Origin of the sequence: Pseudomonas sp. COR18 (genome assembly GCF_048568395.1) — a bacterium.
GTDB lineage: Bacteria > Pseudomonadota > Gammaproteobacteria > Pseudomonadales > Pseudomonadaceae > Aquipseudomonas > Aquipseudomonas fuscovaginae_B.
The window spans coordinates 6,406,420-6,425,873 of sequence record NZ_CP183808.1 but is presented as its reverse complement, the minus strand read 5'-3'; the positions used below and the strand labels follow the sequence as shown (position 1 = coordinate 6,425,873).

At 63.2% G+C, this 19,454-nt stretch carries 20 protein-coding genes; 13 read left to right on the top strand and 7 right to left on the bottom strand.

Translation table 11 applies throughout. The features are described 5' to 3' along the window. Positions 1-276: 276 nt before the first annotated feature. The 3 genes from ACM62G_RS28880 (at position 277) to ACM62G_RS28870 (ending at position 2,227) form a co-directional block, all read left to right on the top strand. The gene (locus ACM62G_RS28880; RefSeq protein ID WP_054060094.1) at positions 277-459 is read left to right on the top strand and encodes a hypothetical protein; all 183 of its coding nucleotides are present in this window, start codon (positions 277-279) and stop codon (positions 457-459) included. A gap of 224 nt (positions 460-683) precedes the next feature. Beyond that, positions 684-1,037 (top strand): hypothetical protein, encoded by a 354-nt coding sequence (locus tag ACM62G_RS28875; RefSeq protein WP_419736212.1) that lies wholly within the window; start codon positions 684-686, stop codon positions 1,035-1,037. 41 nt (positions 1,038-1,078) lie between these two features. After that, positions 1,079-2,227 (top strand): PQQ-dependent sugar dehydrogenase, encoded by a 1,149-nt coding sequence (locus tag ACM62G_RS28870; RefSeq protein ID WP_419736211.1) that lies wholly within the window; start codon positions 1,079-1,081, stop codon positions 2,225-2,227. Here the strand turns inward: ACM62G_RS28870 and ACM62G_RS28865 are convergent. Further along, positions 2,206-3,312, bottom strand: coding sequence for a GNAT family N-acetyltransferase/peptidase C39 family protein (locus ACM62G_RS28865; RefSeq protein ID WP_419736210.1), 1,107 nt, complete (start codon positions 3,310-3,312; stop codon positions 2,206-2,208). The genes ACM62G_RS28870 and ACM62G_RS28865 overlap by 22 nt on opposite strands. Before the next feature lie 89 nt (positions 3,313-3,401). Here ACM62G_RS28865 and ACM62G_RS28860 point away from each other — a divergent pair, with 89 nt between their 5' ends. After that, positions 3,402-4,988, top strand: a complete 1,587-nt coding sequence (locus ACM62G_RS28860) for a RimK family protein (RefSeq protein ID WP_054062287.1) — start codon at positions 3,402-3,404, stop codon at positions 4,986-4,988. A 10-nt stretch (positions 4,989-4,998) separates the two neighbouring features. Continuing rightward, positions 4,999-5,940, top strand: coding sequence for a magnesium transporter CorA family protein (locus ACM62G_RS28855; RefSeq protein WP_419736209.1), 942 nt, complete (start codon positions 4,999-5,001; stop codon positions 5,938-5,940). Positions 5,941-5,958: 18 nt separating this feature from the next. On the opposite strand, the gene map is transcribed toward ACM62G_RS28855, so the two are convergent. Beyond that, positions 5,959-6,747: a type I methionyl aminopeptidase gene (gene map, locus ACM62G_RS28850; protein ID WP_273820697.1), complete on the bottom strand. Its 789-nt coding sequence runs from the start codon at positions 6,745-6,747 to the stop codon at positions 5,959-5,961. Further along, on the bottom strand, positions 6,747-6,947 hold the full coding sequence (locus tag ACM62G_RS28845; protein WP_054059431.1) for a ParD-like family protein: 201 nt from the start codon (positions 6,945-6,947) through the stop codon (positions 6,747-6,749). The genes map and ACM62G_RS28845 overlap by 1 nt, the downstream gene beginning before the upstream one ends. 262 nt (positions 6,948-7,209) lie before the next feature. On the opposite strand from ACM62G_RS28845, the gene ilvA reads away from it, so the two are divergent. After that, positions 7,210-8,250 (top strand): threonine ammonia-lyase, biosynthetic, encoded by a 1,041-nt coding sequence (gene ilvA, locus ACM62G_RS28840; protein ID WP_273820698.1) that lies wholly within the window; start codon positions 7,210-7,212, stop codon positions 8,248-8,250. Positions 8,251-8,260: 10 nt separating this feature from the next. Here ilvA and ACM62G_RS28835 read toward each other — a convergent pair whose 3' ends face one another. Beyond that, the gene (locus ACM62G_RS28835) at positions 8,261-8,566 is read right to left on the bottom strand and encodes an NIPSNAP family protein (RefSeq protein WP_054062285.1); all 306 of its coding nucleotides are present in this window, start codon (positions 8,564-8,566) and stop codon (positions 8,261-8,263) included. Between the two features lie 16 nt (positions 8,567-8,582). Beyond that, positions 8,583-9,065: a serine protease inhibitor ecotin gene (gene eco / locus ACM62G_RS28830; protein WP_054059433.1), complete on the bottom strand. Its 483-nt coding sequence runs from the start codon at positions 9,063-9,065 to the stop codon at positions 8,583-8,585. 373 nt (positions 9,066-9,438) lie between these two features. Between eco and ACM62G_RS28825 the strand changes: the two genes are divergently transcribed. After that, positions 9,439-9,708, top strand: coding sequence for a DUF1652 domain-containing protein (locus ACM62G_RS28825; RefSeq protein WP_054059434.1), 270 nt, complete (start codon positions 9,439-9,441; stop codon positions 9,706-9,708). A gap of 164 nt (positions 9,709-9,872) precedes the next feature. Continuing rightward, a complete protein-coding gene (gene pgm, locus ACM62G_RS28820; RefSeq protein WP_419736208.1) occupies positions 9,873-11,519 on the top strand; it encodes a phosphoglucomutase (alpha-D-glucose-1,6-bisphosphate-dependent) in 1,647 nt (548 codons plus the stop codon). Between the two features lie 128 nt (positions 11,520-11,647). Here the strand turns inward: pgm and ACM62G_RS28815 are convergent, their stop codons facing one another. After that, positions 11,648-12,346: a pirin family protein gene (locus tag ACM62G_RS28815; RefSeq protein ID WP_054059436.1), complete on the bottom strand. Its 699-nt coding sequence runs from the start codon at positions 12,344-12,346 to the stop codon at positions 11,648-11,650. Between the two features lie 268 nt (positions 12,347-12,614). On the opposite strand from ACM62G_RS28815, the gene ACM62G_RS28810 reads away from it, so the two are divergent. Further along, positions 12,615-15,077, top strand: coding sequence for a UvrD-helicase domain-containing protein (locus ACM62G_RS28810; RefSeq protein ID WP_419736207.1), 2,463 nt, complete (start codon positions 12,615-12,617; stop codon positions 15,075-15,077). 83 nt (positions 15,078-15,160) lie between these two features. Here the strand turns inward: ACM62G_RS28810 and ACM62G_RS28805 are convergent, their stop codons facing one another. Next, complete coding sequence (locus tag ACM62G_RS28805; protein ID WP_054059438.1) at positions 15,161-15,451, bottom strand: DUF1652 domain-containing protein; 291 nt, start codon at positions 15,449-15,451, stop codon at positions 15,161-15,163. 186 nt (positions 15,452-15,637) lie between these two features. On the opposite strand from ACM62G_RS28805, the gene ACM62G_RS28800 reads away from it, so the two are divergent. The 4 genes from ACM62G_RS28800 to ACM62G_RS28785 are packed head-to-tail and all read left to right on the top strand — an operon-like array spanning position 15,638 to position 19,426. Beyond that, positions 15,638-16,453 (top strand): helix-turn-helix domain-containing protein, encoded by an 816-nt coding sequence (locus tag ACM62G_RS28800; RefSeq protein ID WP_419736206.1) that lies wholly within the window; start codon positions 15,638-15,640, stop codon positions 16,451-16,453. A gap of 49 nt (positions 16,454-16,502) precedes the next feature. Then, the gene (locus ACM62G_RS28795; RefSeq protein WP_273820705.1) at positions 16,503-17,909 is read left to right on the top strand and encodes an NAD(P)/FAD-dependent oxidoreductase; all 1,407 of its coding nucleotides are present in this window, start codon (positions 16,503-16,505) and stop codon (positions 17,907-17,909) included. A gap of 44 nt (positions 17,910-17,953) precedes the next feature. Next, a complete protein-coding gene (locus ACM62G_RS28790) occupies positions 17,954-18,295 on the top strand; it encodes a cupin domain-containing protein (RefSeq protein WP_416773291.1) in 342 nt (113 codons plus the stop codon). Positions 18,296-18,346: 51 nt separating this feature from the next. Beyond that, on the top strand, positions 18,347-19,426 hold the full coding sequence (locus tag ACM62G_RS28785) for a polyamine ABC transporter substrate-binding protein (RefSeq protein ID WP_419736205.1): 1,080 nt from the start codon (positions 18,347-18,349) through the stop codon (positions 19,424-19,426). Positions 19,427-19,454 lie beyond the last annotated feature (28 nt).

Here is a 19,454-nt window from a genome sequence, read left to right as displayed (position 1 = left end):
TGTGGCCCAATGGTTGGGCGATGAATGCGGGGGTTGAGACCGGACCATTGCGCCTATTGTCGCATAGGTGTGATGACAGTTGTACGCCGGTCTGCGCCTGAACGTCATCCGGACGGCGTTGCGCCCGGCTCGACCAGGTTGGAGAAGAAGATGCAGCCCACCAGGCGCGCGAACAGTCCCAGCGTCTCGCCGACATACGGAGGGGCCGTTGGCGCCAGGCGGGTGTATGGTGGCGGGGCAACGCCTTGGATCTTTGGACGTGAAAAGGAGGTGACCATGAGCGTTTCCCAGCTCTTGAAGACGCATGTCAACGGCTATGATGTGATCCGCGTTGGCGGTGGCCCCTGGAAGGTGTGCACCGGGACCGATCGACTCGGTTCGTTCCAGACCCGGGAAGAAGCGATGGCCTATGCGGTATCGCTGCCAATGCACAGGGTGCGTCAACCCGCCAATCAGTAGCAACCGGCGAGGCTCCCGGGGGCCTGGAGGCGCTCGGGAGCCGACGAGAGCGTTGCGCTACCCGTCCAGTTCCACCCACCCCGGGGTGGCCTGTGGCTTTCGCCGAAGGGGTGCCGGGCGCGGCGCTGAAGCATTCTGTCATATGAAATTTCCCTCAGGTTCGAACCTGCGGGCCTGGGTGCTATCCAATCAAGGGAATGATCTATCGCATCAGGAGAGGCGTCATGAACAGAGTGGTAATCGGCCTGGCACCCTGGTTGGCAGCCGGCCTGTTGGCCATCGCCATTCCCGCCGTTGCGGCGCCCCTGGACGGCGGCCGGCCCGCCGCGCTGCAACTGGCGCAGAACCTGCCCAACAGCGACAACCCCTACAACAGCCCGATCCGGCGCGCCAACCCCAACAGCCGCCAGGGCTCCGAACCCGGCACGCCGCCCCTGCGCGGGCCCAACACGCTGCCGACGCCGCGTCCCTCGACCATCGAGAACGGCGCGATCGGCAACGGCTACCCACGCCAGCAGCAGGCACCGATGGCGGTGCCGATCCAGCCGGGTACCCGCAGTCCGAACACGCAGCGTTGAACGTTGCCGTGGCCCTTCTTTATCCCCGTAAGGAACTGTCCATGTTGCGAAAAAATCTGATAGCCGCGCTTTGCGCCGGCGCCTTGCTGAGCCTGCCGCTGCAGCCGGCCCTGGCGGCGCAGACCGTCGACTCCGAGCTGGGGCCGGTCACTGCCACGCAGATCGTTGGCGGCCTGGAGCATCCCTGGGCGCTGGCCTTCCTGCCGGACAAACAGGGCATGCTGGTCACCGAACGTCCGGGGCGGCTGCGGGTCGTGAGCCCCGACGGCAAGCTCTCGGCGCCGTTGGGCGGCGTTCCCGAGGTTTGGGCCAAGGGCCAGGGGGGCTTGCTGGACGTGGTGCTGTCGCCGTCGTTCAAGGAGGATCGCCTGGTCTATCTGTCCTATGCCGAAGGCGGCGGCTTAGGCGGCAAAGCCGGCACCGCGGTCGGGCGCGGACGGCTGTCGGCGGATCTGAAGCAACTGGTCGACTTCAAGGTGATCTTCCGCCAGGAGCCCAAGCTTTCGGAGGGCAACCACTTCGGTTCGCGCCTGGTGTTCGACCGTGATGGCTACCTGTTCATCGCCCTCGGCGAAAACAACCAGCGCTCGACCGCCCAGGACCTGGACAAGCTGCAGGGCAAGGTAGTGCGGATCTTCCCCGATGGCCGGGTGCCCGACGACAATCCCTTCGTCGGCCAGCAGGGGGTACGCCCCGAGATCTGGTCCTTCGGCCACCGCAACCAGCAGGGCGCCGCCCTCAATCCCTGGACCGGTACCCTGTGGACCCATGAGCACGGGCCCCGTGGCGGCGACGAGATCAATATCATCGAGCGCGGCAAGAACTACGGCTGGCCGCTGGCGACCCATGGCATCAACTACTCGCTCCAGCCCATTCCCGAGGCCCAGGGCAAGACGGTCAAGGGCACCGTGCCTCCCCATCATGTCTGGGAAAAATCCCCGGGCCTGAGCGGCATGGCTTTCTATGACGGCGACCGTTTCCCGAAATGGCAGCACAACCTGTTCATCGGCGCGCTGGCCGCCGAGGAACTGATCCGCCTGCAGTTCGATGGCGACCAGGTGGTGCATGAGGAGCGCCTGTTGAGTGGGTTGAAGTCGCGCATACGCGATGTCCGCCAGGGGCCGGACGGCTATCTGTATGTACTGACCGATGCCGATGACGGCGCACTCTACAGGGTCGGCCTGGAGTAGAGGATCACCGCGGCCCGCAGCTTGCGGTGGCCGAAGGCGCTCATCTTGTCGAACTCGCCGTGGCTGACCGGCAGATGCTGGCAGTCCAGCGGCTGGCGATGCTGGCTGTGGTCGACATCCGGGTCATGCAGGTAGACGAACTCCTCGTCGCAGTCGGTGACGATCACCCAGTGCGGTGCCTTGGAGCGGGTCAGGCGGTAGCTGCTGATCAACACCAGTGGCTTGCCGCCGGCCGCCAGCAGGCGGGGCAGGTCCAGGGTGCCAGCGAGCACCTGTTCGACATCGGTCGCTCGCAGTTCCTCTTCAAAGCCGTCATGCACCAGGCGCATGACGGCTTTTTTATGTGCATTGCGCACGCCGTCGAGCAGCAGGGGGCCATCGATGCTCACTTGCAGGCGTACCGCGAAACCGCGCCGCCAGGCCGCCAGCGCCAGGCCCTGGGGGCTGCAGCCGCCGTGGCCGGAGGTCATGAAGACGGTGGTCGCCTCGCGCCAGAGCTGTACCTCCTCGCGCCGAGTGGCCGGGCGTTCGGGCTGCAGGGCCGCCATCGCCATCAACAGGCAGGCCGGGCCGCAGGTGAACTCGGTGGTCTGGGCGTAGTAGGGCACCTGGGCCTCGCGCCTGGCCGAATGGTGCAGGATGCGCTTTTCCAGGCGCAGGGCATCGGCGTGGTCTTCGTAGTAGTCGTTGATCAGGCCGAAACGGCGATAGCCGTTGTGCTCGTACAGGGCGATCGCCGCGCCGTTGTCGGTGCGGACCTCCAGTCGCAGGTAGGCGCAATCGTGGTCCAGGGCGCAGGCTTCGCTGCGCTGCAACAGTTGCCTGCCCAGGCCGATGCCGCGGGCGTGGGGTGCGATGGCGATGGAGTACAGGCGTGCCAGGGACGTCCCGCGATGGAACAGCAGCAGCGCATAGCCGGCCAGCCGAGCGTCGGCCTGCTGGGCGACGATCAGCCGGGCATGGGCGCGATTGATCATCCAGTGGAAGCTGCGCGCAGTCAGGCGGTCGCTGGTGAAACAGTGCTCCTCCAGTTGCAGCAGGGCGGGCAAGTCATCGGTTGTGGCAGGGCGAAAGACAAGATCCATATAACCACCGTAAAAGTTGCGTAACGAAACGGGACTTTCCCGAAACTTCGTGCTTAATAGAAAGTGTCTTGTTCAACGGATCTATCTCTATGTCAGCGGTGCAAGGTGATTGGCGCGAAGTATCCGATCAAAGTTTTCCGGTAGCAATATCCCCAGAAACTTATTTGTCCTTGTCGAATAATCTGGGCAGTCAGCTGGTTATTATTGTCGAACGCAAGGAAGACTGGGCTTCGTACTTTCCCTGCGAGGATATCGTCACGGCCCAGGAGTACCTCGAACAGTCCCGTGCCGGTGAGCCGGGCAAGCGCGTGCAGGTGATCAACCTGTGTCGCAGCTACAAGTACCTGGGGCACGGCTACTACTGCTCGTTGCTGGCCGAGGCGCGTGGGCATCGGGTCATTCCGTCGGTGAAGACCATCAGCGAGTTGGCCCGCAAATCCCTTTACGGGTTAGCCCTGGATGATCTGGACAAGACCCTGGACCGGGCATTGGGTGATCATCTTTATCGTGATACCGAAGGTTTTACCCTGACGCTGTATTTTGGTAGTACGGTTATCGAGCCCTTGCAGGAACTTGCCCGGCAATTGTTTGAAGTATTTCCCTGTCCTCTATTGCTGGTGGACTTCAAGAAGACTAATGGTTGGCATGTCGAAGGCGTAAAGGCCGGAACGCTGCACAAGTTGCGTGATGACCAGGAAGACCACTTTGCCCAGGCGCTGGACGGTTTCAGTCGCAGGATCTGGCGCCTGCCGCGCTCGCGTCGCCTGGCCCGCTACGACATGGCGATCCTGCATGATCCCCAGGAGGCCCTGCCGCCTTCCAATGCCCGTGCGCTGGAGAATTTCATCCGGGTCGGCAAGGGGTTGGGTATCGATGTCGAACTGATCGGCAGGAAGGACTACGGGCGGATCGCCGAATACGATGCCCTGCTGATCCGTGAGACCACCAGCGTCGACAACCACACCTACCGGTTCGCCAAGAAGGCCGAGAGCGAGGGTGTGGTGGTGATGGACGATCCGGCGTCGATCCTGCGCTGCACCAACAAGGTCTACCTGACCGATCTGCTCAAGAGCCATGGCCTGGGCATGCCGGCGACCGAGATCCTGTACAAGGAGCGACCGGAAGACTTCGAGCGGGTGGGGGAGCGTCTGGGCTTTCCGCTGGTATTGAAGATCCCCGACGGCTGTTTCTCCCGCGGTGTGATCAAGGTCGAGAGCCAGCAGGCCTTGCTGGAGGCGACCGCCGAACTGTTCGAGCATTCGGTGCTGTTGCTGGCCCAGGAATTTTTCTACACCGAGTACGACTGGCGCATCGGGGTGCTCAATCGCAAACCCATCTTCGCCTGCCAGTATTTCATGTCCAAGGGACACTGGCAGATCTACAACCACAAGGCCAAGGGCCAGGACGTCAACGGCGAATGCCGCACCCTGGCGATTCACGAGGCGCCGCGGGCAGTGGTCGACCTGGCGGTCAGAACCGCCAATCTGATCGGCGACGGGCTGTATGGGGTCGACCTCAAGCAGTCCGGCGACAAGGTGGTGGTGATCGAGGTCAACGACAACCCGAACCTGGATGCCGGGATCGAGGATGCCTACCTGCAGGATGACCTGTATGGGCTGGTGCTCGAGGAGTTCATCCGGCGCCTTGAGCTCAAGCGTCGCGGCCAGGCCTGGTAGGAGGGCGGCGATGATCAGGCGTTTCGAATTGCGGCAGGGGGCCTTGCAGGCTGTCGCGCACCTGGAGGCCGCGGTGATGTTGTTCTGCAACCCCGATGCGGTCGAGCGGGAACTGCTGCGCAGTCATTTCAAGCTCGACGAACATGCCCTGGCCTCGGCCCTGGACCCGGACGAGATCTCGCGTATCGAGTTCCACCCGGACAACCTGTTCCTGATCTGGAAGCGCCCGCTGAACTACTCGGGAGCGGACAGCCTGTCCTTCGAAGTGTCCTCCTGCGGCCTGCTGCTGTGCGAGGAGCGCCTGCTGGTGATCGCCACCCATGCCTCCCAGCTCGATGGCCTGGGCAGCCACAAGGCGCTGAACACGCCGCTCGACGTGCTGCTGGAGATGCTCTTCAACAACATCCACCACTATCTCGGGCACCTGAAGGTGATCAAGATGGTTGCCCGCGAGCTGCAGCAGAAGTTCTATGCCTCGATGGAAAACCGCCACCTGATCCAGATGTTCAATCTCAGCGAGAGCCTGATCTATTACATCAATGCCCTGCACAGCAACGGCGCGGTGCTGACGCGGCTGCGCAATCATGCGCAGAAGCAGGCCTTCGGCGAACAGGCGATCGGCCTGATCGACGACCTGATCATCGAGAACAACCAGTGCTACAAGCAGGCGGAAATCTACTCCAACGTGTTTTCCGCGCTGATCGATGCCCGTGGCAACCTGATGAACAACAGCACCAATGGCCTGTTGCGCAAGCTGACCCTGATCAACGTGGTATTCCTGCCGCTGAACCTGATCGCCAGCATCGGTGGCATGTCCGAATACAGCATGATGACCGCCGGCACGCCGTGGTGGGTATCCTACCCGTTGTTCCTGCTGGCGATGCTGGCGGGGGCGGGGTTGATGGTCGTGGGGCTCAATCGTCTGGCCGGGAAGGCTGACCGCGTCAGTTGATCGCGTTTGCGTGAGGTTTCACTGAGGTGTCGGACAATCCTGAAGTTCCGGTTGCAGGGTCAGCACCTCGAAGCCGTCACGGGTCACCGCCACGGTGTGCTCCCACTGCGCCGACAGGCTGCCGTCGCGGGTCACCACGGTCCAGCCGTCCTTCAGGCCACGAGTGCGTGGGCTGCCCTGGTTGAGCATCGGTTCGATGGTGAAGACCATGCCTTCGCGCAGCACCAGGCCGGTACCCGGTCGGCCGAAGTGCAGCACCTGCGGTTCCTCGTGCATCTGCCGGCCGATGCCGTGCCCGCAGTATTCGCGCACGACGCTGTAGCCATTGCCTTCGGCGTGTTTCTGGATGGCATGGCCGATATCGCCCAGGCGCGCGCCGGGGCGTACCACCCGGATACCTTCCCAGAGCGCCTCGAAGGTCTTGTCCACCAGACGCCGGGCCTTTGGGCTGACGGCGCCGATCAGGTACATCTTGCTGGAATCGGCGATGAAACCGTTCTTTTCCAGGGTGATGTCGATATTGACGATATCGCCCTCGTGCAGGATCGCCCGGGCGTCGGGCATGCCGTGGCACACCACTTCGTTGATCGAGGTGTTGATGGAGTAGGGGTAGTCGTACTGGCCCTTGCTCGCCGGGCGGGCCAGCAACTCCTGGCGGATGAAGGTCTCGACCCGCCGGTCCAGTTCCAGGGTCGACAGGCCGGCGGTCACCAGGCCGTCGAGCATGCTGAAGACCTGCGCCAGCAGGCGCCCGGCCTCGCGCATCAGCGCCAGTTCGGTTTCGCTCTTGATCAGGCCGACGGACATCAGCTGCGCCCCCGGATGAGATCGTCCCGGTTCAGCAGCAGACGATTGACCAACTCGTTGTAGCCCAGTTGCGGGTTGAGTTCGGCCAGCAGGCCGAGCTTGATCCAGAACTCGGCCTGGGCGTTGATCGAGCGGTCCATGGCGGCGCTGGCCATGCGGACCTGTTCATGCAGTTCATCGGAGATCTTGACGATACCCATGGGGTTCTCTTGAGGAAGTTGATATACGAAGCGTATATGTTTCGTATATTTCAGGCAAGCCACGGCGAATTTTCCCCATTGACTTGTCCATCGCTCCCGGATAGTTTCGGGCCATGACCTGCGCTCACGTTCTGCCTCAGCCAAGCATTATTATCGCCATTCCTTATCCGGCGGGCTGAGCTGCACCTGTTTACCCAAACCCGCCTCCGAGGCGGGTTTGTCGTTTCTGCCTCCGAGGTCAAGTGCCAACCCGGAGAGCCAGATGAACACCGATACCGTCAGCCAACACGCCAACGTCGATGACGAACTGCTGGGCCGCTATGTCCGCAGGATTCTTGCGGCACCGGTCTACCATCAGGCGATCTGCACGCCCCTGCAACCGGCCCCGGCGTTGTCGGAGGCATTGGGCAACCAGGTGCTGCTCAAGCGCGAGGACTTGCAACCTACCTTTTCCTTCAAGATCCGTGGTGCCTACAACAAGCTGGTGCAACTGAGCGAAGCCCAGCGCAACTGCGGGGTGATCACCGCATCGGCGGGCAATCATGCCCAGGGCGTGGCCCTGGCGGCGCGTACCCTGGGGATCAAGGCGACGATCGTCATGCCCACCAGTACGCCCGAGCTCAAGGTGCAGGGTGTGCGCAGCCGTGCAGCCACGGCGGTACTGCACGGCGACAGCTTTCCCTTCGCCCTGGCGCATGCCTTGGCCCTGGCGCAGGAAAAAGGCTACACCTTCGTCTCGCCATTCGATGATCCCGAGGTGATTGCCGGCCAGGGCACGGTGGCGATGGAACTGCTCAACCAGCACCAGGGAACCCTGGACGCGATCTTTGTCCCGGTCGGTGGTGGTGGCCTGATCGCCGGGATCGCCGCCTACGTCAAATACCTGCGACCGCAGGTGCGGATCATCGGGGTCGAGTCGGAGCATTCCAATTGCCTGCAAAGGGCCTTGCAGGCCGGCGAGCGGGTGGTGTTGCCGCAGGTCGGGACCTTCGCCGACGGGGTGGCGGTGGCACAGATCGGTGCGTACGGCTTCGAGATCTGCCGGCGGCATGTCGACGAGGTGATCACGGTCAGCAACGACGAGTTATGCAGCGCCATCCGTGACATCTATGACGATACCCGCTCCATCACCGAGCCGTCGGGCGCGCTGGCGGTGGCCGGGATCAGGAAGTACGTGGCGGGTAGTGGGGCCCGGGGGCAGACGCTGGTGGCGATCAACTCCGGTGCCAACATCAATTTCGACAGCCTGCGCCATGTGGTCGAGCGTGCGGCCCTGGTCAGGCCGCAGGCGGTGCCCGCCTGAGCGGGCTGGCTCAGGACAGCAATGGGCGCATGAAGCTGCGCTCGTAGCTGAGAATGAACTTCTTCTCCACCACCGAGGCGACCAGGGCCGTACTCTGCGGGTCGCTGAGGGCCGCCTGGCGATAACGTTCGTACTCGGCCAGCGAGCTGAAGCTGAACAGGCAATAGGCGATATTGCTCGCGCCCTCGCTGGGCAGGAAGTAGCCGTGGTGGGTGCCGCCCAGGCGTTGGACGATACCGATCCAGGCCTTGGAATAGGCCTCGAACTCAGCCAGTTGATACGGATCGATGACGTATTTGACGTGGCAGGTGATCATCGGCTGGCTCTCCGGGTCATTCGCTGACGGCTTTCTTGATCAGCTTGGACGGGCTCCAGATCCGGTAGCGGATCTGCACATCGTCCGGCGCGTAGATCACCAGCGGCAGCTTGCTGTTGTAGCGCAGCATGTAGCCGTTGCCGACGACCGGAACGAAGTCCTTTTTCGGCTTGGTGCCGGGCGGGCAGGCCATCAGGGTGGAAACCGGGCCGCTGACACTTTCCAGGCGATAGTAGGCATAGCTCCAGCCTTCCAGGTTTTTCTCGTCGAGGTTGCCGGTCAGGCGTTTCTGGTTGCAGTCGACGGGCAGGACCTTGCCGGCGATGATCTCGACCCGGTGGTCGGAGTCCTTGGTCATTTTCGGCACACGGATGACCGTGCGAGTGAAGCCGTCTTCCGCCTTGGGGAAGGGCGCCAGGTCCGATTTGTCGGCGGCGACCGCACTGGCGGCTGTGGTCATGGCCAGCAGGAAGGTGGCGGCGATGGTCGTCGAATTCATGAGCTTTCTGTGCCCTGGGGTCAGGAGGGGTCGTGCCCTCGGTGGAAAGATACAACGCGGGTGGTCCGTACCGTTTTCACGGTGCAACCGCAAACAACTGGCGAAGATAAGGGCAAATGCCGCCTCGGCAAAGGTTTTTTCTTGCCGGCCGAATAGCGGCATTTCGCTATTAACTCGACCAGTGGTGCGCCTGTCGGACGAACAGCGCTCACGCATGGCGGGGAAACGGCCTAGTCTGTGTTGGTGCACCCGCCTTTCAGGATAGGACAGGGCGGTGGCGCTTGCAGGGCTTGTGATGTGTGAACCATCCGCAGGCGGTCGATGACCGTCCCGGCTTCGAAACTGGCAGTCTCATATAACGGAGAGAGTCGCCATGCTATCGCTATCGTCGCTTGAATTACGCAATATCATTGAAAGCAGCTTTCTGCCGACGCGCTGCCAGTGCAGTGTCGGGGCGGATGAATCCCTCACCGTCAAGGTGTTCGACAGGAAATCCGAGCGGGTGGACCTGATGGTCACCGGCATCTGCGCCTCGAAGCTCGATAGCAGCCGCGCCATTTCGGAGCTGATCGCCAAGCTGCGCCATGACCTGCAATACAGCCAGGGTGGCGGCCATCAGCAGGAGCGGGCGAGGGCGTCCTGACGCCGGATTCGCGCTGCACGACTCTCCCTCCCGCGCCCCCTTTGCCCGAAGGGGGCGCCTCTCATAAAAATCTTTCCCGCCACGGGATAGATAGCTTACCGGCGGTGTCGAACTGCCAGTAAACTGCGCGCTTTCCCCGTACCCTTCACTTCCAGAGGTTTTGCATGACACTCAGTCCTTTTGCGGGTAAACCGGCACCGGCACAGTTGCTGGTAGATATCCCGCGACTGGTATCGGCCTACTACACCGGCCAACCCGATGCGACGATCTCCACCCAGCGTGTCGCCTTCGGTACCTCAGGACATCGGGGCAGCTCGTTCGAGCTGAGTTTCAATGAATGGCACGTCCTGGCCATCAGCCAGGCCATCTACCTGTATCGCCAGGCCCAGGGGATCGATGGTCCGCTGTTCGTCGGTATCGACACCCATGCACTGTCCACCCCGGCGGGAGCCAGTGCCCTGGAAGTGTTCGCCGCCAATGGCGTGGAAACCATGATCGCCCAGGGCGACGAGTACACCCCGACGCCGGCGGTGTCCCACGCGATCATCTGCTACAACCGCGGTCGCACCCGCGGCCTGGCGGACGGCGTGGTGATCACCCCGTCCCACAACCCGCCGGAAAGCGGCGGCTTCAAGTACAACCCGCCCAATGGCGGCCCGGCCGATACCCATATCACCAAGTGGATCGAGGCCAAGGCCAACGAACTGCTGGCCGACCAGCTGGCCGGGGTCAAGCGCATCAGCTACGAGCGCGCGCTCAAGGCCACCACCACCCACCGCCATGACTACCTCAACAGCTATGTGGCGGACCTGGCCAATGTCATCGACATGGACGCCATCCGCAGTGCCAATCTGCGCCTGGGCGTCGACCCGCTGGGCGGCGCCGGCGTGCGCTACTGGTCGGCGATCGCCGATCACTACCAGTTGAACCTGGAGGTGGTGAACACCCAGGTCGATCCGACCTTCCGTTTCATGAGCGTCGACTGGGACGGCAAGATCCGCATGGACCCATCCTCCAGCCATGCCATGCAGGGCCTGATCGGCCTGAAGGAGCGTTTCGACGTCGCCTTCGCCTGCGATCCCGACCATGACCGCCATGGCATCGTCACCCCCTCTGGCGGCCTGTTGGCGCCGAACAACTACCTGGCGGTGTCCATCGACTACCTGTTCCAGAACCGTCCGCAATGGCGCGCCGAGGCGGCCGTGGGCAAGACCGTGGTCAGCAGCGGCCTGATCGACCGCGTGGCGGCGCGCCTGGGCCGTCGCCTGTACGAAGTGCCGGTGGGCTTCAAGTGGTTCGCCGACGGGCTGTTCGACGGCTCCCTGGGCTTTGGTGGCGAGGAGAGTGCCGGTGCGTCGTTCCTGCGCAAGGACGGCAGTGTCTGGTCCACCGACAAGGACGGCCTGATTCCGGGGCTGCTGGCGGCGGAGATGACCTCGCGCAGCGGTCGTGATCCGAGCCAGATCTTCTGTGGCCTGACCGACGAACTGGGCGAACCGTTCTCCGTACGGGTCGATGCCGCTGCCACGCCGGCGCAGAAAGCGCTGCTGGGCAAGCTGTCGCCGCAGCAGGTGAGTTCGACCCAGTTGGCCGGGGAGCCGATTCGGCAGATTCTCAGCCATGCGCCGGGCAACGGACAGGCGATTGGCGGCCTGAAGGTCATGACCGAGAACGGCTGGTTCGCCGCGCGGCCATCGGGCACCGAGGATATCTACAAGATCTACGCCGAGAGCTTTATCGGCGACGATCACCTCAAGCGCCTGGTGGAAGAGGCGCAGGTGCTGGTGGACGGGGCGATTTCCCCGGCCTGATGCCTGTGCCCGGTCGCGGCTGAATCCGGCTCCCACAGTGGATCGGGGTGCAGACATATTTTGTGTACTGCACAGAACCTGTGGGCGTCGGATTCAGCCGCGAAAGCGTCGGTACAGTCACCGCCGCCTCAAGCCACATCCACCAGGATGATCTCGCTGTCCTGCACCGCGGTGACCCGCAGCACCTCTTCCTCGGCCACGGCCACGCCATCGCGGGCCTCGGCGCGCAGGCCGTTGACCTCGATCACCCCGGTGGCTGGCACCAGGTACGCGCGGCGAGCGCTGCCCAGAGGGTACTCGGCGCTTTCGCCGGCCTTGAGGTTGGCCGCCACCAGCCGCGCATCGGCGCGGATCCGCAAGCTCTGCTCATCACCCTCCCGGCCGCTGGCCAGGGTCACGAAGCCTTCGCCACGCTCGCCCTTGGGAAACGGTCGGGTGCCCCAGGAAGGCGCCGCCCCGGCCTGTTGCGGGATGATCCAGATCTGGAAGATCTTGGTCGGTGTCGACTCCAGGTTGTACTCGCTGTGGGCGATGCCGGTGCCGGCACTCATGACCTGCACATCGCCGGCCTCGGTACGGCCCTTGTTGCCGAGGTTGTCCTCGTGGCTGATCGCGCCCTCACGCACATAGGTGATGATTTCCATGTCCCGGTGCGGATGGGTCGGGAAGCCGGTGCCGGGGGCGATGACATCGTCGTTCCAGACCCGCAGGTTGCCCCAGTGCATGCGTTGCGGATCGTAGTACTCGGCGAACGAGAAGTGGTGGTGTGCGTTCAGCCAGCCATGATGGGCACCGCCCAGGCTGTTGAAAGGTCGAAGTTGCAGCATGATTCTGCTCCTGTTCAGGTTCGTCGCGGGCTGGTGTCGCGATGACCGGTGGTTGATGGACTCATCATCGGTCAAAGCAATATCGATAAAAAGCGTAAATTGTTCTTAATAATGATCGATTTAATCGATAATTGGTCAGTGGCAGAGTGATGTCTGTTCTTTCACTTCGTCATCTAAATGGCTGATTGAAAAGCAATTGACTAGAACTGCTGGTCCAATCGGGCGACCATAGGCCTTTCGCCCGGACAGTCCCATACCTGGAGTCAGCGTGTCGCAATACAGCCCCGAACCGCCTGCCGAACTTTCCTCCCTGGCCCAGTTGCCGCTGTTCAGGCGCCTGCTGGCCCGTCTGTTGGGCGGTGGCCTGAGCCGCCTGCGGGCGCAGCACGTGGCGTCCTGGTTGCAGGGCCAGGCGGACGGCTTTCGCAGCGGCCACAGCGCCGGTGTCGAGTACGGCTATCGGGAAGGGCACGCCGAGGGCCTGGAGCAAGGCCGCCAGGTTCTGCTGATCCGTGATACCCGTCCAGCGGAGCACCGGGCGCCCGGGGTCGATGACAACCTGTTCGACGACTGGCGCCTGCCGCTGAGCGCCGAGTTGAAGAAACGCATCAAGGCCGACGTCGCCCGACGGTTGCCCGCCCATGGGCAACCCAGCGCGGCGCAGTGGAAAATGATCTTCAGCGATACCCCGTCGACTGCGGTGATCGCCGGGGCTGGCGCGGGCAAGTCGACTTCGCTGGTGCTGCGCATCCTGTTGCTGACCCATTACCTGGGCTTCGAGCTCGACTCGCTGACCGTGGTGACCTTCACCCGCGAGTCGCGCAAGGATTTCATTGCCAAGCTGATCGAGGTCTTCGCCCTGTGGGGGCGCCCGCTCGGCCTGCGCGAGGCCAGGGAGGTGGTGCGCACTTTCCACTCGCGAATCCTGCCGATGGTGCGCGGCCTGCCGGGTTTCGGTCAATTGCAGGCGTTCGAGAATCTGGGGGCACGCACGGTCGGCGACGACGAAGCAAGCGACAGCAACCCCTTCGACCTGCGGATCAACGACGCCCAGCGCCAACACCTCAACGCCTGCTACCACCGCCTGCAGCGGGACAATCCACGTTTTCGCGAGATTCTGGCGCCGCTGTACAAGCATGCCCTGCAGCTCAAGGAACTGGAGCAGGACCATCCTGACGTGCAGAAGCGCATGGCGGTGACCGAGCTGGCTTCCCGGCGCGATGAGGAACTGTGCGATACCATCGAGGACCTGTGGTTCCGCGCCGGTGCCTGGCCGATCAAGGGCATCGAACCGAACCGCGAGATCCTGGAGATCAACGGCTCGCCGTTCCATTGCCACGGCTACATCGAGCAGTTGGATGCCTGGGTGGTGCTGGGCTTCGACCCGCGCGAAAGTCCGCAGATCACCCGCCCGGGGTCGCGCCTGACGGTGCGTGCGGAGTGGGCGGTAAAGCGCACCCTGTTTCAAGCTTTCTGTCGTAAGCCATTGATATGGCTGGATAGTTATGAGTCGGCCAAGCGCGTACTGGCGTCCCTGGGCGATAATGCCAGTGCCGGCCCGGGATTCGACTACAAGGTCAAGGGTGAGCTGGCCTCGGCGCCGTTGCTCGACTGTTTCGTCATGGCGGCCGGGTTCATCGAGAACCTTGGCCTGGACGTCAGCGTGGCGGTCGGCCGGATGAGCTTTGCCAAGGATGATCCGGACCGGTTCTTCTTCGAAGCCCTGAGCCTGTTCTGGAAGGCCCTGGAAGCACACCTGCTGGCGCAGTCGCCGCCGATCATGACCTACAACCGGATGTTCTCGCTGTTTGGTGAAAACAGCCCGGAAAACCAGGCGCTGCTCAGCGACGAGCTGCTGCGACCGCTGTCGCACCTGATGATCGACGAGTTCCAGGATGTCTCGCCGCAGATCGTTTCCTGGCTGCGCGCGAGCCTGCGGGAGATTCGCCGGCGCGGTCCGGCACTGCATGTCGGGCGTGGCGCCCAGCACTCCTCATTGCTGTGCGTGGGCGATGACTGGCAGTCGATTTACGGCTGGCGGGGCAGCTCGCCCAAGTACTTCATGGAGTTCGGCAAGGAGTTCCCATCGCCGTCGACCACGCGGGTGATGCTCAGCGACAACTTCCGCAGCCACCAGCACATCATCGATGCCGCCGAGCATATCGTGCGCGCGGCGCCGGCCATCGCCGGGAAGAAGGCCAAGGCTGCCGGCGAGCCCAGGGAAGGGGGGCCGGTGCAGGTGTTCGAGCGCGATGATGCCGAGTTGGGCAGGCGCCTGGCAGAGCACTATCGAAACGGTGACAGTGTCTTGATGTTATTTCGAAAAAGTAGCGATAAGCTGTTGATTGAAGAGCATATTCAGGCTGTAGTTAATGCTGATTCTAGCTTGCCGTTCGAGCAACGGCGGCTCAAGCAACTGACCTACCACAGCGCCAAGGGCCTGCAGGCGGATGCGGTGTTTCTCCTGGGTGATTGCCTGCACCTGACGCGTTCGCCGTACAAGAACCAGGTCTACCGGATGGCCGGGCTGGCCCGGGACGGCGATGCCGAGCCGTATGACAGCGCCCAGAAGGACGAGATCCTGCGCCTGGCCTATGTGGGCATCACCCGGGCGGTGAAGCACTGCTACTGGTTTCTGGACGCTCCGGATGCCCAGGCGGCGAATGCGCCGAAGGCGTCCGATCGGATCGCGGCGGGCAAGGCGTTTTTTGCCGATTGGCGCGCCAGGTGAACGGTGGTGTCACTGACAAGGTAGGCACACCGGCACGGCTGTACCCCGTGGGAGCCGGCCTGCTGGCGACAGCGTGTGACTGATCAGGCCAGGACCTGCAGGTTCTGGGGTGGCACAAAGGACTCCAGCTCGGCCTCGATCGCCTCGATGATGCGTTCCACATCGGCCGCATTCATCACCGTCGCACAGGGGATGCCGGCGATGGCGATCAGGGTCTCGCCGCTGGCCCGGTCGAACAGTCGGGCGACCATGCTGCCCGGCGCGTCCATGCTGGCTTCGAAACCCATCGGATGAAAATGCCAGCGCATCAGTTGGCAGGCATTGGGAAACGTGACCTTGCTGAAGAATTTGCTCATGTTGCCCACCTGTGTCATTGAGCGCTTCCTTGTGCTCGCGGGTAGGAACGGCAGGACCTCATGGTCCGACCTGGCCTTGTGTTAAAAAGCCGAGTGCTAAAAATAGCACCCGTCCATCACCCGCAGGGAGTTTTTTCGGCCTGTGGGGCGATTGTTTTCCTGTAACTTGATCGATGTCATGAAACCTTCACTTGCGAGCGCTCCATGTTCGACGACGATGACGGTCCACTGCAGACCCAGGCCACCGGCGAAATCGTCCTGCGCTACCACCTGCGCTGGAAACATCGCGACCTGGACGGCGTCATGGCCCTGTATCACCCGGATGTCCAGTATCACGATTTCTTCCAGAACCGCGTGATGGGCTTGGGCGAGTTGCGTGACTACGTACAGGCCAGCATGCCCCGCGATTGCGGTGAGGCGCTGGAACACAGTGACCGGATCCGTCTCGACGGCAACACGGCGTTCATCCAGTACAAGCTCACCCTGCGCGGTGGCGCGGGGCTGGTGTCGTTTCGTTCCAGCGAGGCGATCACCGTCCGTGACGGGCTGATCTGGCGGGTCAATGAATACGCCTCGCTGGTGCATGAGCAGGCCGCCAGCCCCGAGGCGAGCCCATTGCGTCCGGCGACCAGCCGCCTGGGCCTTTCGCCCCGGCAACTGAGCTTCATGGCGGACGACCTGCAGCAGTACTTCGAGCGCCAGCAACCCTATCTCGACCCCGGCCTCGACCTGCAACGGGTGGCCAGGGAGAGTGGCTACAGCCGCAACCAGATTTCCTACCTGCTCAACCAGGTGCTCGGCCAGAGCTTCTACCGTTATGTGAACCAGGCCCGCCTGCGGCATCTGCTCGCGGCGCTGGAGCAGACCGGGCCGTCGGCGCGGATCGACGACCTGGCGTTCGCCGCCGGTTTCAACTCGCTGTCGGCCTTCTACAGCTGTTTCCGCCAGCACACCGGCCTGTCGCCCAAGGCCTATGTCCGGCAAATTTCCTTGCGTGCACGCGCGCAAGACACGCCTTGAGCAGCCGGACTAGCATCGCAGCCATCTGTTACAGGTCGCGGAGTCCTGCATGCCGGTCTGGCGAAATATCAGTTTATGGATGGATCAGCTCGATGAGCCGTTGACGCCACGGCCCAGCCTGGAGCGGGACCTGGACGTCGATGTGGCGATCATCGGTGCCGGTTACACGGGGTTGTGGGCCGCCTACTACCTCAAGCGCCAGGCCCCGCAGCTGAAGGTGGTGGTGATCGAGGCGCAGACCGCCGGCTTCGGGGCCTCGGGGCGCAATGGCGGTTGGCTGATGGGCAACCTGCTGGGCGAGGATCGCCTGCTGGCCGGATTGTCGCCGCAGCAACGGCGCGACGCCTTCGAGCTGCTGCACGGCATTCCCGACGAGGTGAAAGCGGTCATCGAGCAGGAGTCCATCGACTGCGATTATCGCAAGGGCGGGGTGCTCTACTGTGCCGCGCGTTATCCCGAGCAGGAACACAGCTTGCGGGCCTACCTGCAGGGCCTGCACCGCCAGGGCCTGGACGAAGCCGACTACACCTGGCTGAGCCCCAGCGAGCTGGCCCGGCAGATTCGCATCGCCCGGCCGTACGGGGCGATCTTCTCGCCGCACATGGCGACGATCCAGCCGGCCCGGCTGGCCCGCGGGCTGGCCTGTGCGGTGGAGCGGCTGGGGGTGCCGATCTACGAAAACACGCCGGTCACCGACTGGCGCCCCGGGGGGCTGCGCACCGCCAAGGCCCAGGTCCGCAGCCACTGGGTGGTGCCGGCCGTCGAAGGCTATTCGGTGACCCTGCCACCGCTGGGCCGCTACCAGTTACCGGTGCAGAGCCTGCTGGTGGCCACCGAACCGCTGCCGGCGGCCACCTGGGAGGAAATCGGCCTCGACCGCGGCCAGGCCTTCAGCGAAGGCAGCCGCCAGGTCACCTACGGCCAGCGCTCGGCCGACAATCGACTGGTCTTCGGTGCCCGCGGCGGTTATCGCTTCGCCGGCCGGCTGCGGCATGACTTCAACCTCAGCGGGCAGGAAATCGAGCTGCGTCGCTACCTGTTCGGTGAGCTGTTCCCGCAGTTGAAAAAGGTCCGTATCAGCCATTCCTGGGGCGGCAACCTGGGCATGTCGCGACGTTTCCGGCCGCACATGCTCTGCGATCGTGCCAACGGTATCGCGCTGTCCGGCGGCTATGGCGGGGAGGGCGTGGGGGCCAGTCACCTGGGCGGGCGCACCCTGGCCGACCTGATCCTGCGCGAGGATACCGCGCGTGTCCGGCAGCCCTGGGTGATCCATGAAGGCGGGCTGGCCGCGCTCCGTGCCTGGGAACCCGAGCCCTGCCGCTGGCTGGGCTACAACGCGATCGTGCGCAGTTTCGTCCACGAGGATCAGGTGCTGGCCAACCCGAATGCCGCCCCCTGGCGCCGCAAGCTGGCCAGCCGCCTGGCCGGTTTCATGGAAAGTTTCATGCAGTAGCCGGCGCTGGGGCGCCGGATCATTCATCCGCTGGAGTCCAATCCATGAGCATTACGCAATTCAAGAACACCGCCACGGTCGCCCTGGAGACCTCGACTCCGGTCGCGGTCCCCCTGGGCGAGCCGGTGTCGGTGACTTCGGTCACCTGCGTCGAGCGCAGCGACGGCGTCGAGACCGGCATCTGGGAGTGCACCCCGGGGCGCTGGCGAAGGCAGATCACCGCCCAGGAGTTCTGTCACTTCATCCAGGGCCGCTGCACCTTCACGCCAGATGAGGGCGAGCCCCTGCAGATAGAAGCCGGCGATGCCCTGATGCTGCCGGCCAACAGCACCGGCATCTGGGATATCCAGGAGACCGTGCGCAAGACCTATGTGCTGATTTTCTGATCCTCTGATCACTTGAGCCTGCCAATAACAACCATACCCAGGAATCGACTCATGATCCGCATGTCCCTTGCTCCCCTGATGCTGGTGGCGTCCTTCGTCCAGGCGGCCGAAACCGTCAAGATCTACAACTGGTCGGACTATATCGCCCCGGACACCACCAAGAACTTCCAGGCTGAAACCGGGATAGGTTTCAGCTACGACGTCTACGACAGCAACGAGACCCTGGATGGCAAGTTGATGACCGGCAAATCGGGTTATGACGTGGTGTTTCCTTCCAACCACTTCATGGCCCGGCAGATCCAGGGCGGCGCGCTGAAGAAGCTCGACAAGAGCCAGTTGCCGAACTGGAAGAACCTCAATCCGGTGCTGCTCAAGGCCCTGCAGGTCAACGATCCGGACAACGAACACGGTTTCCCCTATCTGTGGGGCAGCACCGGGATCGGCTACAACATCGACAAGGTCAAGGCGGTACTGGGGGACAATGCGCCGGTGGACTCCTGGGACCTGATATTCAAGCCGGAGAATATGCAGAAGTTGCACAAGTGTGGTGTAGCGATTCTCGACAATGGCCCCGAATTGTTGCCGGCGACACTCAACTACCTGGGCCTGCCGCACCACAGCAAGAACCCGGCGGACTACAAGAAGGCCGAGGCGCTGTTGATGAAAGTGCGGCCGTTTGTGGCGTACTTCCATTCATCCAAGTACACCACCGACCTGGCCAATGGCGATATCTGCGTGGCGGTGGGTTTTTCCGGCGATATCCTGCAGGCCGCCAGTCGCGCCCAGGAGGCGCACAATGGGGTCAGGATCGGTTATTCGATTCCCAGGGAGGGCGCGGCCATCTGGTTCGACATGGTTGCTATGCCGGCCGATGCGCCGGACGAGAAGGCCGGTTATGCCTTCATGAACTACCTGTTGCGGCCTGAAGTGATGGCCGGTATCAGCAACTACGTGAAGTATGCCAACGGCAACGCGGCGGCCGACAGCCTGGTCGACCCGGCCCTGAAGGCCGACACCAAGGTGTATCCGAGCCCGCAAATGATGGGCAAGCTGTTTGCCCTGGAGGCCATGCCGTTGAACATCGACCGGATTCGCACACGGCTGTGGAGCAAGATCAAGACGGGTGAATAACCACGGGGTTTTCCAGGATTGGTAGAAG

Coding starts and splice junctions, on each gene's coding strand:
- ACM62G_RS28860 (WP_054062287.1), top strand. CDS start 3,402: ATGTCAGCGGTGCAAGGTGATTGGCGCGAAGTATCCGATCAAAGTTTT.
- ACM62G_RS28845 (WP_054059431.1), bottom strand. CDS start 6,947: ATGGGTATCGTCAAGATCTCCGATGAACTGCATGAACAGGTCCGCATG.
- eco (WP_054059433.1), bottom strand. CDS start 9,065: ATGAATTCGACGACCATCGCCGCCACCTTCCTGCTGGCCATGACCACA.
- ACM62G_RS28805 (WP_054059438.1), bottom strand. CDS start 15,451: ATGACACAGGTGGGCAACATGAGCAAATTCTTCAGCAAGGTCACGTTT.
- map (WP_273820697.1), bottom strand. CDS start 6,747: ATGTCCGTCGGCCTGATCAAGAGCGAAACCGAACTGGCGCTGATGCGC.
- ACM62G_RS28795 (WP_273820705.1), top strand. CDS start 16,503: ATGCCGGTCTGGCGAAATATCAGTTTATGGATGGATCAGCTCGATGAG.
- pgm (WP_419736208.1), top strand. CDS start 9,873: ATGACACTCAGTCCTTTTGCGGGTAAACCGGCACCGGCACAGTTGCTG.
- ilvA (WP_273820698.1), top strand. CDS start 7,210: ATGAACACCGATACCGTCAGCCAACACGCCAACGTCGATGACGAACTG.
- ACM62G_RS28835 (WP_054062285.1), bottom strand. CDS start 8,566: ATGATCACCTGCCACGTCAAATACGTCATCGATCCGTATCAACTGGCT.
- ACM62G_RS28855 (WP_419736209.1), top strand. CDS start 4,999: ATGATCAGGCGTTTCGAATTGCGGCAGGGGGCCTTGCAGGCTGTCGCG.
- ACM62G_RS28800 (WP_419736206.1), top strand. CDS start 15,638: ATGTTCGACGACGATGACGGTCCACTGCAGACCCAGGCCACCGGCGAA.
- ACM62G_RS28870 (WP_419736211.1), top strand. CDS start 1,079: ATGTTGCGAAAAAATCTGATAGCCGCGCTTTGCGCCGGCGCCTTGCTG.
- ACM62G_RS28875 (WP_419736212.1), top strand. CDS start 684: ATGAACAGAGTGGTAATCGGCCTGGCACCCTGGTTGGCAGCCGGCCTG.
- ACM62G_RS28865 (WP_419736210.1), bottom strand. CDS start 3,312: ATGGATCTTGTCTTTCGCCCTGCCACAACCGATGACTTGCCCGCCCTG.
- ACM62G_RS28785 (WP_419736205.1), top strand. CDS start 18,347: ATGATCCGCATGTCCCTTGCTCCCCTGATGCTGGTGGCGTCCTTCGTC.
- ACM62G_RS28825 (WP_054059434.1), top strand. CDS start 9,439: ATGCTATCGCTATCGTCGCTTGAATTACGCAATATCATTGAAAGCAGC.
- ACM62G_RS28815 (WP_054059436.1), bottom strand. CDS start 12,346: ATGCTGCAACTTCGACCTTTCAACAGCCTGGGCGGTGCCCATCATGGC.
- ACM62G_RS28880 (WP_054060094.1), top strand. CDS start 277: ATGAGCGTTTCCCAGCTCTTGAAGACGCATGTCAACGGCTATGATGTG.
- ACM62G_RS28790 (WP_416773291.1), top strand. CDS start 17,954: ATGAGCATTACGCAATTCAAGAACACCGCCACGGTCGCCCTGGAGACC.